The sequence below is a fragment of the Streptomyces sp. NPDC056883 genome, assembly GCF_042788835.1.
GTDB lineage: Bacteria > Actinomycetota > Actinomycetes > Streptomycetales > Streptomycetaceae > Streptomyces > Streptomyces stoeckheimensis.
In genome coordinates this window covers 291,272-306,937 of record NZ_JBHUBS010000002.1, presented here as the reverse complement: position 1 = coordinate 306,937, position 15,666 = coordinate 291,272, and the positions used below count along the sequence as shown (strand labels likewise).

The window sequence follows — 15,666 nt, the reverse complement described above, 5'->3', positions numbered from 1 at the left end:
CTGCAGCTCCGCGGCATTGAAAACTTGCCGCAAGGTTTTGCGGGGAGGTTATCCGTGTGTCACCAGCGCGTGAACCCCTCGTGAACCGAAAATCTCGCCACCGACCACACTGAGGCGACCTCTGTGGACCCTTTATGGGGAGAACCACCGCAATGGCTTGCAGCAATTTTCGCCACGCGGGAACGGGGGCGGCGGCGCCCGGCACGAGGAGGGGCTGCATCAGGGAAGTCGATAAGTCGACATGAGTGACGTACGTGCGCCCTCACGGAACGGTCGCCCCGGGAGCCACCGTCAGGGCGGAGCCTCCGGGGGCGACCCGTGAGGCTCCGCCGCTACGCTCCTACCGGCCGCCGCGCAGGGTTTCGATCTCGCGGCGTTCGCGCTTGGTCGGGCGGCCCGCACCGCGGTCGCGGATGCCGACCACCGCCGCCTCGACCGGGGTCGGCGGCGGCGGGCTGTTGTCGGTCAGGCATTCCGCGGCGGCCGGAGCGCCGACCCGCTTGGACACCGGACGCCGGACCACCACGATGCGCTCGCGCCCCGCATGGAAGAGGCGCACCTCGTCCCCGGCCCGCACCGCCTGCGCCGGCTTCGCGCGCTCCCCGTTGACCCGCACGTGTCCCGCCCGGCACGCCGTGGCGGCGATCGCCCGCGTCTTCGTCAGCCGGACCGACCAGATCCACACGTCGACCCGCGCCGACCCCGAGCCCGCGCCTGCCGTTCCCTCTTCAGCCATGCCCCGACTTTAGCGAGGCGAGCCGGACCGGACCGAGCCCGTGGAAGCGGAATCGTTTTTGGCGGTTACGACAAGGTCGCTGGTATCTGCCATGGATATCATCCCAATGGAATTGCAAATGCCGCACACGTGCCCCTACCTTGTCGCACATGCAGTCCTACACCATCGGTCAGGCGGCCCGTCTCCTGGGCGTCAGCCCGGATACCGCGCGCCGCTGGGCCGACGCCGGCCGCGTCGCGACCCATCGCGACGAGGGCGGTCGCCGGCTGATCGACGGCCGCGCCCTGGCCGCCTTCTCCATCGAGGTGGCGCAGGGGGCACACACCGAGGACGGCGAGACCTACACCTCGGCGCGCAACGCCTTCCCGGGCATCGTCACCGCCGTCAAGCTCGGCGACGTGGCCGCCCAGGTCGAGATCCAGGCAGGTCCCCACCGCCTGGTCTCCCTCCTCACCCGGGAGGCCGTCGACGAGCTCGGGCTGCAGGTCGGCATGCGGGCCACCGCCCGCGTGAAGTCGACCAGCGTGCACATCGACCGCGCCTGACCCCGCCCGGCACCACCCAGTCCAGCACCGCCCAGCACCGCTCAGCACCGCTCAGTACGACGCGTCCCCACCCGCTCCGCCCGTCACCGGCGCGGGTCACCACCGCGCGCATCCGGCACCAGGCCGGCCGCCGACCCGACCGAGGAGCACCAGCTCATGTCCCCGATCCTGCCCCTGAACCGCCGCACCGCCGCGCTCGCCCTCTCCGCCGCCCTGCTCGTGCCGGCGCTCGCCGCCTGCGGCAGCAGCGACGACAAGAAGGACGCGGCCGCCTCCCCGAGCGCCTCCGCGTCCGCCGAGCCCAAGGCCGCAAATCTGACGGTCCTCGCCGCCTCTTCCCTCACCGACGTCTTCAAGACCGCCGGCGCGGCGTACGAGAAGGCGCACCCGGGCACCAAGATCACCTTCTCCTTCGCCGGTTCGCAGGAGCTCGCCGCCCAGGTCAAGCAGGGCGCCCCGGCCGACGCGCTGGTCACCGCCGACACCAAGACCATGACGGGTCTGCTGGCCGAGACCAACGACCCGGCGATCATCGCCAAGAACCGTCTGGTCATCGCCACCGGCAAGGACAACCCGTTCAAGATCGCCGGCCTCAAGGACCTCGCCGACACCAAGATCAAGGTCGTGCTGGCCGCGCCCGAGGTCCCGGTCGGCCGCTACAGCAAGCAGATCCTCGACGCCCAGAAGATCGAGGTGAAGCCGGTCTCCCAGGAGCCCAACGTCCGCGCCGTGCTGAGCAAGGTCGAGCTGGGCGAGGCCGACGCCGGTCTCGTCTACAAGACCGACACCCTCAAGTCCGGTGACAAGGTCGCCGTCGTGGAGATCCCGGACGCCGAGAACGCCGTGGCCTCGTACCCGGCCGCCTCGCTCAAGGGCTCCAAGAACGCCGAGGCCGCAGCTGCGTTCGTGGCGTGGCTGACCACCCCGGAGGCCCAGAAGATCCTCCAGGACGCGGGCTTCCAGAAGCCGTAACCGGCTGACGGTCCGGTGACGGAGAGGGACCGCCCGGTCCGGGGGGACGGGCGGTCCCTCTCCGTTTGCCTCCCGCCGCACTACGCTTCACACGCCGCCCGGGGCGTCCCGACGTCCCCGGCGGCGTCCCGACATCCCCGGCCAGGAACCCACATGAGCAGACTCCGTACCCGCCGCGCCCGGCCCCCCGTGGCTCTGGCGCTCCCCGCGCTGCTCGCCGTGGCGTTCCTGCTGATGCCGCTCGTCGGCATCCTCACCCGCACCCACTGGAGCGATCTCGGCGCGCACCTCACCAGCCCCGGTGTGGTCGAGGCGCTCCGGCTCTCGCTGATCGTGTCCCTGTGGGCGCTCGGCTTCTCCCTCCTCCTCGGGGTGCCGCTCGCCTGGCTGCTGGCCCGCGTCGAGTTCAAGGGCAAGGCTCTGGTGCGTTCGCTGGTCCTGCTGCCCATGGTGCTGCCGCCCACGGTCGGCGGTGTGGCCCTGCTGCTCGGCTTCGGCCGGCGCGGGCTGCTCGGACCCTGGCTGGAGGGCACCTTCGGCATCACGCTGCCCTTCCACACCTCCGGTGCGGTCGTCGCGGCCACCTTCGTCGCGATGCCCTTCCTCGTGATCAGCCTGGAGGGCGCCCTCGCCGGGCTCCGGCCGAGCTACGAGGAGACCGCAGCCTCCCTCGGTTCCACGCCGCTGCGCGTGTTCTTCACCGTGACGCTGCCGATGGTGGCCCCGGGCCTGATCGCCGGAGCCGCGCTGACCTGGGCGCGGGCGCTCGGCGAGTTCGGCGCCACGATCACCTTCGCCGGCAACCTTCCGGGCACCACCCAGACCCTGCCGCTCCAGGTCTACCTGCTGCTCCAGGACCAGCCCGAAGCCGCCACCTCGGTGTCCCTGCTGCTGCTCGTGATCGCCATGGCCGTACTCATCGCCCTGCGCGGGAGGTGGACGGGAACCCCCGTCGCCCGCAAGGACCCCGGTGCGCCGGTGGTCGCCGAGGAAGCCGCCGGTACGGAGCCCGTGGGCCCCGTACCGCCCGGGTCCCCGGCCGACGGCGGGCACTGGCCGCTGCGCGCCACCGTGACCGGTTTCAACGAACTCACCCTCGACGCCGAACCCGGCACCACCATCGCCGTCGTCGGCGAGAACGGCGCCGGCAAGACCACCCTGCTGCGCGCCCTGCTCGGCCTGACCCCCCGCGCCCACGCCGAGCTCCGGCTCGGCGACGCCGATGTGACCGGCCTGCCCCCGCACCGGCGCCACGTCGCCTGGGTCCCCCAGGACGGGGCGCTGTTCCCGCACCTGAGCGCGCTCGCCAACACCTCCTACGGGCTGCGCGCCCGCCGGGTGCCCCGGGCCGTGGCCCGGGCCGAGGCGCAGGCCTGGCTGGACCGGCTCGGCGTCGGGCACCTCGCCCACCGCAAGCCCGCCCAGCTGTCCGGCGGGCAAGCCCAGCGGGTGGCGCTGGCCCGCGCGCTGGCCGCCCGGCCCCGGCTGCTGCTGCTCGACGAGCCGCTCGCCGCCCTGGACCAGACGACCCGCGCCCATGTCCGGCACACCCTGCGCACCCATCTGGCCGGCTTCGGCGGGGTCTGCCTCATCGTCACGCACGACCCCGTCGAGGCGGTGTCCCTGGCCGACCGGGTCCTCGTACTCTCCGACGGGCGGACCCTGCAGGACGCTCCGCCCTCCGAGGTGACCCGGCACCCGCGCTCCCCGTGGGTGGCCCGGATGCTGGGGCGCAACGCCTGGCCCGGCACGGCCTCGGCCGACGGGCTGGAACTCGCCGCCGGGGGCCGCCTGGTGGTGGCCGAGGCGCTGCCCGTGGGCGCGCAGGCGCTCGCCATCATCGGCCCCGAGGCGGTATCGGTGCACCGGGACCGCCCGGGCGGCAGCCCTCGTAACGTATGGCCCGGCACCGTACGGGAGATCACCTCGGTCGGCAGCCGCCTACGCGTGCTCGTCGGCTCGGACCAGGCACCCGACCTCGTCGCGGAGATCACCCCCGAGGCCGCCGCCGAGCTGGGACTCGTCGACGGCGCCGCGGTGTGGACCAGCGTGAAGGCGACCGAGGTCACCCTCGTACGGCTCTAGGGCACCCCGCCCCGGAGTACGGCCCTAGGCGCCCACGTAGGTGGCCAGGTGCTCGCCGGTGAGGGTGGTGCGGCCTTCGACCAGGGCGGTGGGGGTGCCCTCGAAGACGATCCGGCCGCCGTCGTGGCCGGCTCCGGGGCCGAGGTCGATGATCCAGTCGGCGTGCGCCATGACCGCCTGGTGGTGTTCGACGACGATCACCGACTTGCCCGAGTCGACGAGGCGGTCGAGGAGGCCGAGGAGCTGCTCGACGTCGGCGAGGTGCAGGCCCGCGGTCGGCTCGTCGAGTACGTAGACCCCGCCCTTGTCCGCCATGTGCGTGGCCAGCTTGAGCCGCTGCCGCTCACCGCCGGAGAGGGTGGTCAGCGGCTGACCGAGGCTGAGGTAGCCCAGGCCCACGTCCGCGAGCCGCTCCAGGATCTTGTGGGCGGCCGGGGTGCGCGCCTCGCCGGCGCCGAAGAACTCTGCCGCTTCGGTGACCGGCATCGCGAGAACCTCGCTGATGTCGCGGCCGCCGAGGTGGTGTTCCAGGACCGAGGCGTGGAAGCGCTTGCCCTCGCACTCCTCGCAGGTGGTGGAGACGCCGGCCATCATCGCCAGGTCCATGTAGATGACCCCGGCGCCGTTGCAGGCGGGGCAGGCGCCCTCGGAGTTGGCGCTGAACAGGGCCGGCTTGACGCCGTTGGCCTTGGCGAAGGCCTTGCGGATCGGGTCGAGCAGGCCGGTGTACGTCGCCGGGTTGCTCCGGCGGGAACCCCGGATCGCCCCCTGGTCCACCGAGATCACGCCCTCGGTCACCGGGATCGAGCCGTGGACGAGCGAGCTCTTGCCGGAGCCGGCGACGCCGGTGACCACGACGAGCACCCCGAGCGGTACGTCGACGTCGACGCCCCGCAGGTTGTGCGTCTTCGCTCCGCGGATCTCCAGCTTTCCGTTGGGCTCGCGCACCGTCTCCTTGAGGCTCGCGCGGTCGCCGAAGTGCCGGCCCGTGATGGTGTCGCCCGCGCGCAGCCCCTCGACGGTGCCCTCGAAGCAGATGGTGCCGCCGCCTTGGCCCGCGCCGGGGCCGAGGTCGACGACGTGGTCGGCGATGGCGATCGTCTCCGGCTTGTGCTCCACGACGAGCACCGTGTTGCCCTTGTCGCGCAGCCGCAGCAGGAGGCCGTTCATCTGCTGGATGTCGTGGGGGTGCAGGCCGACGGTGGGCTCGTCGAAGACGTAGGTGACGTCGGTGAGCGAGGAGCCGAGGTGGCGGATCATCTTGACGCGCTGGGACTCGCCGCCCGAGAGCGTGCCCGAGGGCCGGTCCAGGGAGAGGTAGCCCAGCCCGATCTCCACGAACGAGTCGAGGGTCTGGCGCAGTGTGGCGAGGAGCGGTCCCACCGAGGGCTCGTCGAGGTCGCGGACCCATTTCGCCAGGTCGCTGATCTGCATCGCGCAGGCGTCGGCGATGCTGATCTTCTTGATCTTCGAGGACCGGGCGCCCGCGTTGAGCCGGGTGCCCGCGCAGTCGGGACAGACACTGAAGGTCACCGCGCGCTTCACGAACGCCCTGACGTGCGGCTGCAGCCCCTCGACGTCCTTGGACAGCATCGACTTCTGGAGCTTGGGGATGATCCCCTCGAAGGTGAGGTTGATCCCGTCGAACTTGACCTTGGTCGGCTCCTTGTGGAGCAGGTCGTGCAGCTCGCGCTTGGTGTACTTGCGGATCGGCTTGTCCATGTCGAAGAAGCCGGAGCCTGCGTAGATGCGGCCGTACCAGCCCTCCATCGTGTAGCCGGGGATGGTGAGGGCGCCCTCGCTCAGCGACTTGGTGTCGTCGTACAGCGCGGTGAGGTCGATGTCGTTGACCGAGCCCCGGCCCTCGCAGCGCGGGCACATGCCGCCGGTGATGCTGAAGCTGCGCTTCTCCTTCACGGTCTGCCCGGCGCGCTCGATGGTGACGGCGCCGGCCCCGCTGATCGAGGCCACGTTGAAGGAGAAGGCCTTGGCCGAGCCGATGTGCGGCTTGCCGAGCCGGCTGAAGAGGATGCGCAGCATCGCGTTCGCGTCGGTGGCGGTGCCCACCGTCGAGCGGGGGTCGGCGCCCATCCGCTGCTGGTCGACGGTGATCACGGTGGTCAGCCCGTCGAGGACGTCCACCTCGGGCCGTGCCAGGGTCGGCATGAAGCCCTGGACGAAGGTGCTGTAGGTCTCGTTGATCAGCCGCTGCGACTCGGCGGCGATCGTGTCGAACACCAGGGAGCTCTTGCCCGAGCCGGACACGCCGGTGAAGACCGTGAGCCGTCGCTTGGGGATCTCGACGCTGACGTCCTTGAGGTTGTTCACCCGCGCACCGTGTACGCGGATCAGGTCGTGGACGTCGGCGGCGTGCGGCTCGGGGGACTGCGCGTCCGTCCTCGTGACCTTGCTCATCGTGTCTCCATACTGTCGGGCTGACGCCGCTCCGTCGGGCGGCGCCGCCTGCGCGGTCGCGGCAACGCTCCCCTGTCTACCCGATCGGCGGTGTGCTCCGGGGGCGGCACCAGGTAAGAGGGGCGGTGGATCTCAGCGCTTGCGCGGCTGGTGGAACCGGAGCATGTTGCCGGCGGGGTCGCGGAAGGCGCAGTCGCGGACGCCGTAGGGCTGGTCGATCGGCTCCTGGAGCACCTCGCCGCCGGCGGCCCGGATGCGTTCGAAGGTGGCGTCGCAGTCGTCGGTGCTGAAGATGACACCGCGCAGCAGGCCCTTGGCCAGCAGTTCCGTCATGGCCTCGCGGTCTTCGGACGAGGCGTTGGGGTTGGCGACGGGCGGTTCGAGGACGATGTCCACGTCGGGCTGCGCGGGCGACCCGAGGGTCACCCAGCGCATGCCCTCGAAGCCGACGTCGCCCCGGACTTCGAGACCGAGGACGTCCCGGTAGAAGGGGATCGCCGTGTCGTGGTCGTCGACGGCGATGAAGCACTGCGAAAGGTTGATATCCATGGGTTTCACGCTACGGGCGGGTGGGCGGCCGGGGCTTCTCCGTTCCTGACCGGTTCACGGTTCACGGTTCACGGGTTCACGGGTTCACCGGCCTGCGGCCGGCAGGACGGAGAGCCAGTCGCCCGCGGCGAAGGCGTCGGCGCCGATCACGGTGCGGCCGGTGCGCGGGGCCGCCACCGTGAGCACGCCCTCCGTCCGGCCGGCCGCGAAGCGGGGAGCGCCGACGGTGAGGACCACGGCCCGCTTGCCGGTGGCCCGGCGGAACTCCGCCAGGAGGCGCAGGCGCAGGGCGGCCTCCTTGCGGTCGACGGCCTGCGGTGCGTACGGCTCCACGACGGCCAGCGCACCCGTGCCCGGCTCCCGGGCGGCCGTCGCGAGGGCCGCGCGCAGGGCCTTGATCCGCTCCAGCCCGCCGCCGGCGAGGGTGGGGCGCGTGGAGCCGAGCGGCAGGAACCGTACGCCCCGGTGCACGAAGGCCGGGCGGCCGGTGCCGGTCAGTGCGAAGTCGACGGCCGCGGTCCGGGCCGAGGCCGAGGCCGGCCGGGCACCGGCGGGGGCGACCGCGAACCGCCAGGGCCGGGCGTCCACCCGGGCCGCCGTGGCCACGATCGGATCGGGAGCGTCGGCGGTACGGACCACCCCGGTCGGCGGCGTCCGCGCCGCCAGGGTGTCCAGCAGCAGCCGCGGGGCGACGGGCTTGACCGGATCCTTGGCCGCGCCTCCCGTACGGGCCTTGGCGCGGGCGGCAGTGGGGGCGGTGGCCGCGAGCCGGGTCACGGCGAACGGGCGCTCCGCCATCGCCGGGAGCGGCAGGTCGATCTCCCGCCAGCCGGTCCAGTCCACGGCGGGCCCGCGCAGGATGACGGCGGCCCCCTCGCCGTCGGCGAGTTCCACTGCGGGCCGGGCCCCGGAACCGTCGCCGTTCACCCAGAAGGAGAGCGAGCGGGCCAGCTCGGGGACCCGGAGGGGACGGGGCGGGGTCGCCGCGGCAGTACCGCCCCCGGCGGGCGGTGCGAGGGCGAGCCCCCGGCCGGTCCGGCCCACCCCGGCCGCGGCGCCGGAACCGGTCCAGCGGGCGGCGTCCTCCAGATCCGCGAGCGGCACGTCCGACAGGCCCACCCCGAGCGCCAGCCGGGCCTGGATGCCGCGCGCCGTGGCGCGCAGTTCACCCGTCGCGTTCGGGACTCGGGCGGTCACCGTGAATCCGCCCTGCCCGTCGTCGGCCACCTGCCACCGGGAACGGTCGAAGTCGAGCTCCACGTCACGGGGTTCGACCACCGCGGCGGCGCCCTGCGCGTCGTACCCGGTCAGGACGAAGCGCGCGGTCTCCCCTTCCTCCGCGAGCCCGATCCGCTCCGGCACGGCCCGGACCCGGGTCGGCTCCCCGAGCACGTCGAGGCGGAGCGCCCCGCTCGCCGCGCCGAGGCCTGCCCGCACCTCCACCGGACCGGGGCCCGACGCACGCAGGGCCCCGCCGGAATCGATCCGGCCCCGGCCCGCCGGGAGGGACCATCCCGGAGGCGTCGGCTGCGCGGGCACCGGGCCGAGCTGCGCGTCGTAGGGGGTGGCCCTGAGGGTCCGGGTCAGGCCGGGGAAGGCGCGCGCCGCGCCGCCGACGGGCTCGATCCGGTAGCCGGTGGCGCGCCCGGTGCCGGCCGGGGCGGTCAGGACCAGGCCGTTGGGGACCGGGCGACGGCGGCCGTCGGACGGGGAGTTCTCCACGGTCAGGGCCGCCTCCCCGGTCAGCGCCGCGAGCAGGGTCGAGGAGCCGCCGCCGTCCAGGTTGAGGGCCTCGTGGGCGCCGAGACGGTGCATCAGCCGGCCGAGCGCCGTCAGGGTCAGGCCTCCGCTGTCGCGTTGGCGGCCGTCGACGGTGACCAGGCGGGCCCGGCGGCCGTCGCGGGAGAAGCCGACGGCGGTGCGCGGCGCGGCCGCGTTGTTCGGCTCGCCGTCGTGGTTCTGCGGGACCCCGGCCACCACGAGCGCCTCCCGGCCGCCGACCGCGCTCGCCGGGAGCGGCCCGCCCCCGACCGGCACCGGCCGGGCCGCCACGGCGACCGCGTCGCCGGGGCGCAGGGCGGCGAGTTCCGGCGCCGCCGTGCCCGCCGCGACCAGCAGGGTGGTCCCGGGTGCGGGACGCTCCCGGCGCGCGGGACGGCGTACCGCCGCGCGCACGGCCGCGACCCGGCCGTCGCGCAGCTCCACCGCCGGTCCGGACGCGGGGAGTCCGTCCGCCGGCCAGTCGGCGGTGTAGGCGGCGAAGCCCTCGGCGGGCGGCCGCGCGGTGTTGAAACCGGCGAGCGGGCGGACCGCGCCACCGGGCAGGGTGACGCTCCCGTCGAGGATCAGGCGGAGCACCCGGCCCGGCCCGCCGGCGCCGAATCCGACGGCCTGTCCTGCGCCGGGCGAAGCCGCGTGCAGCAGCCGTCCGGCGCCGATGCCTGGGCCGAGCGGGGCGCCCGTACCCCGGATGTCGAAGAAGTCGCCGTTCACGGCGGCGACCACGCGGCGGCCCGGCCCGGCGGGGTGGCGGGCGGCGGAGTCGGAGACGGTGGCGAGCCCGCGGCCGCCGAGGTACTCCACACGCACGCCGGAGCCCGCGCCCGCGCCTGTACCCGCACCCGCACCCGCACCCGCACCCGCACCCGCCAACTGCACGTCGAGTTCGTCGATGCGCAGCCACCGGTCGGCTTCGAGCCGGTCGTACGACTCCAGCCGCACCCCGGGGGCGATCTGCCGGGCGGTACGGGCCGTCTCGATCCCCTCGCCCTTGCCGTGCCCGGAGGCGTGGGCCGGCGAGGGCGCCGGGGCCACGAGCAGCACGGTGAGCAGGGCCGGCAGCATGACGGGCAACAGCGGGCGCAGGGGGGACATCCAGGCAGGATCGGCCAACCCCGCACGTATAAGCACATGAACACAGCGCGAGTCCGGTGACTATCAGCCATTCGCCCCCACCGGCCCCGCGAAGCCGTCCCGGCGATCGCCCGGAGCCCCTCGCTCTGCTGCGCCCGCCCGGGGGGCTCGCGACGGCGGCCACCGCCGCCGCCGGGTACGGGGTGGTGCTGCTCACGTCCTCCGTCCTCGCGATCCGCTTCGTGCGCGGGCTGACGGCGATGCAGATCGCCAAGGCCGCGCAGGGCCCGGGCCGCCCGTAGGCGGCCGAGTAACCCGTCAACCCACCCAACCCACCCACCCCCGTTCCGGCCCGGCTCCCGCTCAGCGCCGCCCGCCCCCGGCGGCCCCGCGCGCCTACACGGCGCCGGGCTCCCGGGACGGGAGGGCGGGAGACTGGACGGCGAACTCGCACCACACGCACTTCCCGCCGCCCCGAGGCTCCACGCCCCAGGAATCCGCGAGCCGGTCCACCAGCATCAGGCCGCGCCCCGACACCGCCCAGTCGTCGGCCTCCCGGCGCCGGGGCAGCGCGCTGCTGGTGTCCTCCACCTCGATCCGGATCCGGCCCTCCGGGGTCAGCCGCATGCTGACCCCGCCGACACCGTCCGTGTGGACCAGTGCGTTGGTCATCAGCTCGTCCGCCGCCAGCTCGATCTCGTCGGCCTGCTCCCACGCACCCCATGCCGCGGCGGCGGCCCGGATCAGGTGGCGGGCCATCGCCGGGGCGTCCGGGTCCCCGGGGGTGAGGCGGTGGCGCAGCGGGCCGCCGCCGCGCGGGAGCGGGGTGCCGCGCCGGCGCAGCAGGAGCAGGGCCATGTCGTCCCCGCCGCCCGAGTCCCCGACCAGGTCGCACAGCAGGTCGGCGAGCTCCTCCACGTCCGCAGGTCCGTCCCGGACCGCCTCCATGAGCTCGTGCAGACCCGTGTCGGGGTCGCCGCCGGGCCGTTCGGTCAGACCGTCCGTGCACAGCAGCAGGGTGTCCCCGGGGTGCAGTTCGAGGCTGGTGACGGGGTATCCCGTACCGGCGGCGCCGGAACCACCCGGGTCGCCTGAAGCACCCGGTCCGCCGCCGGAGGCACCCGCACCGGGCGCACCCTGCTCGCGCACCGGCAGGCCCAGCGGCAGCCCGCCCGCCACCTGCACCCGGTGGCAATTCCCGTCGCCGCGCCGCACCACGGGGTCGAGGTGCCCGGCACGGACCAGCCGGGCCATCCCGCTGGTGAGGTCGATGTCGGCGTACGTGCACGTGGCGAAGCGTTCCGTCTCCAGGTCCCGCAGGAAGGCCGAGGCCCGCGCCATGGCCGCGCCGGGCGTGTGGCCCTCGGCGATGTACGCGCGCAGCGCGATGCGCAGCTGGCCCATGACGGCGGCGGCGTCCGTGTCGTGGCCCTCCACGTCGCCGATCATCACGCCGACCCGGCCCTCGCCGAGGGGGACCACGTCGTACCAGTCGCCGCCGATGTCCCGCCCCATCCGGGCGGCCCGGTACCGCACGGCGATCTGCGCGCCCGCCACCTCCGGGATCCGGCGCGGCAGCATGGCCGTCTGGAGTCCCTCGGCGAGGTCGTGCTCCTGCTCGAAGAGGATGGCCCGCTGGAGGCTCTGCGCGATGCCGCTGCCGAGGGCCATCAGCACGTTGCGCTCCTCGGCGTCGAAGTCGCCCTCCCGCGTGTAGAGCAGTCCGAGCGCGCCGACGGGCCGGCCCTGGGCGATCAGCGGCAGGTAGACCCCGCTGCGGACCGCCAGCGGCTCGATGTACGGCCACAGGTCCGGGTAGCGGCGCTGGAACTCCTCGCGGGAGGCCAGGTAGACCGGCAGCAGGGTCCGTACCGCCTCGCTCATCGGCAGCGGCGCGTCGATCCGCGTGTACTCGGTCTCCGGTACGTACGCCCCGAGCTGCCCCTCCGCGACCAGGTGGATGCGGCCGCCGTCGACCACGCCGAGCATGACGCTGACCGCGCCGAGGTGGCCGAGGGCCTCGGGGTCCTTGAGGACGTCGGTGACGTCGTTGACGGTGCGGGCGTGCGCCAGGATCGCCGTGGTGCGCTCGATGACCCCGGTCATGCGGCGCCGGCCCTCGTCGCGCTCACCGGCCGCGCCGGGCTCGCCGGGGTCGTGGACGGCGTCGCGGAGGATCCCGATGATCCGGTACGGACGCCCCTGCGGGTCCCGCAGGATGCGGCCCTGGACATGGGTCCAGCCCGGGGCGCCTTCGCGGTCGCGGCTGCGTACGTAGGCCCCGTAATGACTGTGTCCGGCCTTCAGCGCCTGGGCGACCCGCGCGTCGAGCCGGGCCTCTTCGCCGGGCGCGAGGCGGGCCCGCAGTCCGGCGGGGGTGCCGGTGAACTCCTCGGGGCGCAGGTCGAGGACCTCGAGGGCGGTGGTGTCCAGGAACATCTGCCCGCTGTCGAGGTCCCAGTCGAAGGTGCCCATGTGGTTGAGCGCGAGGCTCGTGTCCGTCCGGGCAGGCCACTCGACCTGGGGGGTCACTCCCCTTTCGGCCACACCTTCAGGGTCTCACTCTTCGCCGGTCCGTGCCGGTGCACTGGAGCCTGCCGGGACGGTACCCCGGCAAGGGCGCGGGTTCGCGGTACGCGAAGGACGGGTGCGGCGTGTCGAACGGGCCCCGCTCCCCTTGTGCGCTAGTGGCACCCCTGGACGCCGGACAGCAGGACGAAAAAGGACCAAAGTCCCGGCCTGTCGTGACTTTCGCCGAATAGGCGACTTGTACGATCTCGCGAAGATCGATCCGTTCATGATCATCTTTGCTGGCGTCAGGAACCCCCCGGAACGGGGTCGTTGACGCCCACGGCTGTGTGGGGTGTGGCTTGTCGCAAGCGCCGAAGACGACCGGAGAACCGGCCGGAATACCGAGGGGAGGGGCGGAAAGGACGGAGGACGGGACCCAGACCCCCGGACACATATCCGCCCCTCTCACCGACTCCGACTCCGACTCCGGTTCCGGCTCCGGCTCCGGCTCCGGCTCCGGTCCGGCCTCCGGGCACGGGGCCCGTACCGGGCGCGGGAGTCTGGTCGTGCGTCCGTACCGGGATCCGCTCGTCCTCGGGCCGCTCTTCCGTGACGAGGGACCGGGCGAATCCCGCGCCACGACCGCCGCGGGCCCCGACGGCCCGGGTGGCCCGGGCGTCCCCGCCGGACCCCGCCGGTCCGACCCCGCGCCGGGGGACCCGGACACCCTTCGGCAGGCCCCCGTCCGCGCGGCGATACCCCGGCCCGCCCCTCCGGCCACGGCGGCTCCGGCCCACCCCCGGACCCTGCCCGCCGTGCTCGACCCCGAGCTCACCGAACACCCCGCGCGGGCCTGTTCCGGCTGGTGGGCCCTGCTCATCGCCGCGCTCGCCGCGGGCGGCGCCGCCGTCCTCGCGCGGTTCGAGGAGCTCCGCCCCTCCGCCTCCCCCGCCGAGGCCTGGCCCCTGGCCGTCGTCGCGTGCTGCGCGCTCCTCGCGCTCGCCGCGCTCTGCGGACTGCGGCGCGGCCGCACCGGCCAGGCCTGGTCGCTGACCCTGTTCGGCCGCTACCGCGGCACGATCCGGCGTACCGGCCTCATCTGGTCCAACCCGTTGCCCCGCCACACCCGCGTCGACGTCCGGCTGCGCCACTGGCGCAGCGAGCCGCTCTGCGTCGTCGACTCCGAAGGCACCGCGCTGCGGTCCGTCGTCCTCGTCGTATGGCGGGTCAGGGACACCGCCCGCGCGTTGCTGGCGGTCGACGACCACACCGCTTACCTGCGCGGACAGGTGGAATCCGCGACCGCCCGGGTGCTCTCCCGGATGCCCGCCGACTCCTTCGGCCCGGAGCCGGACGCACCGGAAACCCTGCGGGACACCGAGGCCGTCGGCGACGAGCTGACCCGGCTGCTCGCCGCCGAGTGCAAGGCCGTCGGCGTCGAGGTCTTCTCCGCCCGGCCGCTGCACGTCGAGTACGCCCCCGAGGTCGCCGCCGCGATGCAGCGCCGCCGGGTGGCCTCGATCGACGCGCGGCACCGGGACTCCGTCCTCACCTCCGTGCTCGACGCCGTCGACGACACCGTTCACCGGATGTCGGACCGCGGGCTCGTGAGCCTGGACGACTACGAACGCAAGGCCCTGGTCAAGGACTTGACCGTGGCCTTCTACACGGCGCGCGGCCCTGCCGCCGACGCGCGTTGACAACACCCCCGATGGAAAAGGAATCATGCATGCGCACGCCCGAGTTCACCGAAGAAATACCCGACAGCTGTGACTGCACCGGCTGCGCACGCGGCACGACGGCCATGACGGCCGCCGCGACCCGCCGCCGCTGCACCCTGCGCGGCGCCGTGGTCGCGGCCGTCGGCGCCACGCTGCTGATGGGCACCGGAGTGGGCACCGCATCCGCAGAGCCGGCCCCGGCGCACGCCGGCTGGGACGGTTCGAAGTACTGGTACAAGGACGCGACCGGCTGGTGGCGCTGGACCCAGCACTACAGCAAGTACGTGGCGAACAGCGGCGGTTCCTCCGCCTCTTCCTCCTCCTCTTCTTCCTCCTCGTCCTCCTCCTCGTCCTCCTCCGTACGCACCTCCGAGCCGACCTTCCGCGGCCGCGCGGGCTGGGACGCGACGGACCGCGTGTACTGGTACAAGGACTCCACCGGCTGGTGGCGCTGGACCCAGCACAAGGACAAGTACGAGCGCTTCGCCGGCGGCTCCGGCTCCGGCTCGGGCGGTTCCGGCTCCGGCTCGTCCGGTTCCTCGGGCTCCTCCGGCTCTTCGGGCTCCTCCGGAACGCCCATCCGCCAGGGCACGGAGGGCGCCATCTCCTTCGCCAACAGCCACCTCGGCGACCCGTACGTCTGGGGCGGCAACGGCCCCCGCGGCTGGGACTGCTCGGGTCTGGTCCAGGCCGCGTACCGCTCCGCGGGGATCACCCTCCCCCGCGTGGCCTCCGACCAGTACCGGGCCACCACCCCGATCTCCCGCTCCGAGCTGCGCCGCGGGGACCTGGTGTTCTGGACCTCGAACGGCAGCACCTCGGGCATCCACCACGTCGCCATCTACCTCGGCGACGGCAAGTACATCGAGGCCCCCCGCCCGGGCAAGCAGGTCCGCGTCTCCAGCTTCAGCGCGTACAACCCGAACCTGTACGGCCGCGTCCGCTAGCAGCGTCCGCAGGGCCGGGACACGGCAAGCACCAGACCTCCCCGAGGGCCATCGGCCCTCGGGGAGGTCTGCGTGTCGGGCGGGGTTCTACTGGTTGTTGTTACCGGCCGGGCCTCCGTCCGAACCCTGGTCGGTGTCGTCTCCGGGCCCGACCGGGGAGGGCGGGGGCGGCGGCGGGGCCAGTGAGGTGGCCGGCGGCGGGGGCGGAGGCGGCGGCGGGGGCGCCTGGGTCGGCGGCGGGGGCGGGGGCGGCGGCGGGGGCGCCTGGGTCGGCGGCGGGGGCGGCGGGGGCTGGACTTCGGGCTCCTGCGAGATCAGCGGCGGGGGCGTCG

11 protein-coding genes are annotated in these 15,666 nt (G+C 74.0%); 6 read left to right on the top strand and 5 right to left on the bottom strand.

What is annotated here, in order from left to right; genetic code table 11:
* Positions 1-340: 340 nt before the first annotated feature.
* On the bottom strand, positions 341-736 hold the full coding sequence (locus ACFRU2_RS06755; RefSeq protein WP_243340813.1) for an RNA-binding S4 domain-containing protein: 396 nt from the start codon (positions 734-736) through the stop codon (positions 341-343).
* Positions 737-885: 149 nt separating this feature from the next.
* Between ACFRU2_RS06755 and ACFRU2_RS06750 the strand changes: the two genes are divergently transcribed.
* From ACFRU2_RS06750 to ACFRU2_RS06740, 3 genes are all read left to right on the top strand, one after another.
* Positions 886-1,281, top strand: a complete 396-nt coding sequence (locus ACFRU2_RS06750; RefSeq protein WP_274547382.1) for a molybdopterin-binding protein — start codon at positions 886-888, stop codon at positions 1,279-1,281.
* Between the two features lie 156 nt (positions 1,282-1,437).
* Positions 1,438-2,253, top strand: coding sequence for a molybdate ABC transporter substrate-binding protein (modA, locus tag ACFRU2_RS06745; RefSeq protein ID WP_382968496.1), 816 nt, complete (start codon positions 1,438-1,440; stop codon positions 2,251-2,253).
* 153 nt (positions 2,254-2,406) lie between these two features.
* Positions 2,407-4,338 carry an ABC transporter permease gene (locus ACFRU2_RS06740; RefSeq protein ID WP_382968493.1) on the top strand — a complete coding sequence of 644 codons (1,932 nt, stop codon included), beginning with the start codon at positions 2,407-2,409 and terminating at the stop codon, positions 4,336-4,338.
* Between the two features lie 24 nt (positions 4,339-4,362).
* Here the strand turns inward: ACFRU2_RS06740 and ACFRU2_RS06735 are convergent, their stop codons facing one another.
* From ACFRU2_RS06735 to ACFRU2_RS06725, 3 genes are all read right to left on the bottom strand, one after another.
* Entirely contained in the window at positions 4,363-6,753 is a 2,391-nt protein-coding gene (locus ACFRU2_RS06735; protein WP_382968491.1) for an ATP-binding cassette domain-containing protein, read from the bottom strand.
* 132 nt (positions 6,754-6,885) lie between these two features.
* On the bottom strand, positions 6,886-7,302 hold the full coding sequence (locus ACFRU2_RS06730) for a VOC family protein (protein ID WP_382968488.1): 417 nt from the start codon (positions 7,300-7,302) through the stop codon (positions 6,886-6,888).
* Positions 7,303-7,386: 84 nt separating this feature from the next.
* Positions 7,387-10,176 (bottom strand): phosphodiester glycosidase family protein, encoded by a 2,790-nt coding sequence (locus ACFRU2_RS06725; protein ID WP_382968486.1) that lies wholly within the window; start codon positions 10,174-10,176, stop codon positions 7,387-7,389.
* Positions 10,177-10,232: 56 nt separating this feature from the next.
* On the opposite strand from ACFRU2_RS06725, the gene ACFRU2_RS06720 reads away from it, so the two are divergent.
* Complete coding sequence (locus ACFRU2_RS06720; RefSeq protein WP_382968484.1) at positions 10,233-10,457, top strand: hypothetical protein; 225 nt, start codon at positions 10,233-10,235, stop codon at positions 10,455-10,457.
* A gap of 94 nt (positions 10,458-10,551) precedes the next feature.
* On the opposite strand, the gene ACFRU2_RS06715 is transcribed toward ACFRU2_RS06720, so the two are convergent.
* Positions 10,552-12,702 (bottom strand): SpoIIE family protein phosphatase, encoded by a 2,151-nt coding sequence (locus tag ACFRU2_RS06715; protein WP_382968482.1) that lies wholly within the window; start codon positions 12,700-12,702, stop codon positions 10,552-10,554.
* A 530-nt stretch (positions 12,703-13,232) separates the two neighbouring features.
* Between ACFRU2_RS06715 and ACFRU2_RS06710 the strand changes: the two genes are divergently transcribed.
* The gene (locus ACFRU2_RS06710) at positions 13,233-14,366 is read left to right on the top strand and encodes an SPFH domain-containing protein (protein WP_382968480.1); all 1,134 of its coding nucleotides are present in this window, start codon (positions 13,233-13,235) and stop codon (positions 14,364-14,366) included.
* Positions 14,367-14,395: 29 nt separating this feature from the next.
* Complete coding sequence (locus ACFRU2_RS06705) at positions 14,396-15,334, top strand: C40 family peptidase (RefSeq protein WP_382968477.1); 939 nt, start codon at positions 14,396-14,398, stop codon at positions 15,332-15,334.
* Positions 15,335-15,666 lie beyond the last annotated feature (332 nt).

Excerpts from the sequence above, each read along its gene's own strand:
- ACFRU2_RS06755 (WP_243340813.1), bottom strand. The coding sequence starts at position 736 with ATGGCTGAAGAGGGAACGGCAGGCGCGGGCTCGGGGTCGGCGCGGGTC.
- ACFRU2_RS06750 (WP_274547382.1), top strand. The coding sequence starts at position 886 with ATGCAGTCCTACACCATCGGTCAGGCGGCCCGTCTCCTGGGCGTCAGC.
- modA (WP_382968496.1), top strand. The coding sequence starts at position 1,438 with ATGTCCCCGATCCTGCCCCTGAACCGCCGCACCGCCGCGCTCGCCCTC.
- ACFRU2_RS06740 (WP_382968493.1), top strand. The coding sequence starts at position 2,407 with ATGAGCAGACTCCGTACCCGCCGCGCCCGGCCCCCCGTGGCTCTGGCG.
- ACFRU2_RS06735 (WP_382968491.1), bottom strand. The coding sequence starts at position 6,753 with ATGAGCAAGGTCACGAGGACGGACGCGCAGTCCCCCGAGCCGCACGCC.
- ACFRU2_RS06730 (WP_382968488.1), bottom strand. The coding sequence starts at position 7,302 with ATGGATATCAACCTTTCGCAGTGCTTCATCGCCGTCGACGACCACGAC.
- ACFRU2_RS06725 (WP_382968486.1), bottom strand. The coding sequence starts at position 10,176 with ATGTCCCCCCTGCGCCCGCTGTTGCCCGTCATGCTGCCGGCCCTGCTC.
- ACFRU2_RS06705 (WP_382968477.1), top strand. The coding sequence starts at position 14,396 with ATGCGCACGCCCGAGTTCACCGAAGAAATACCCGACAGCTGTGACTGC.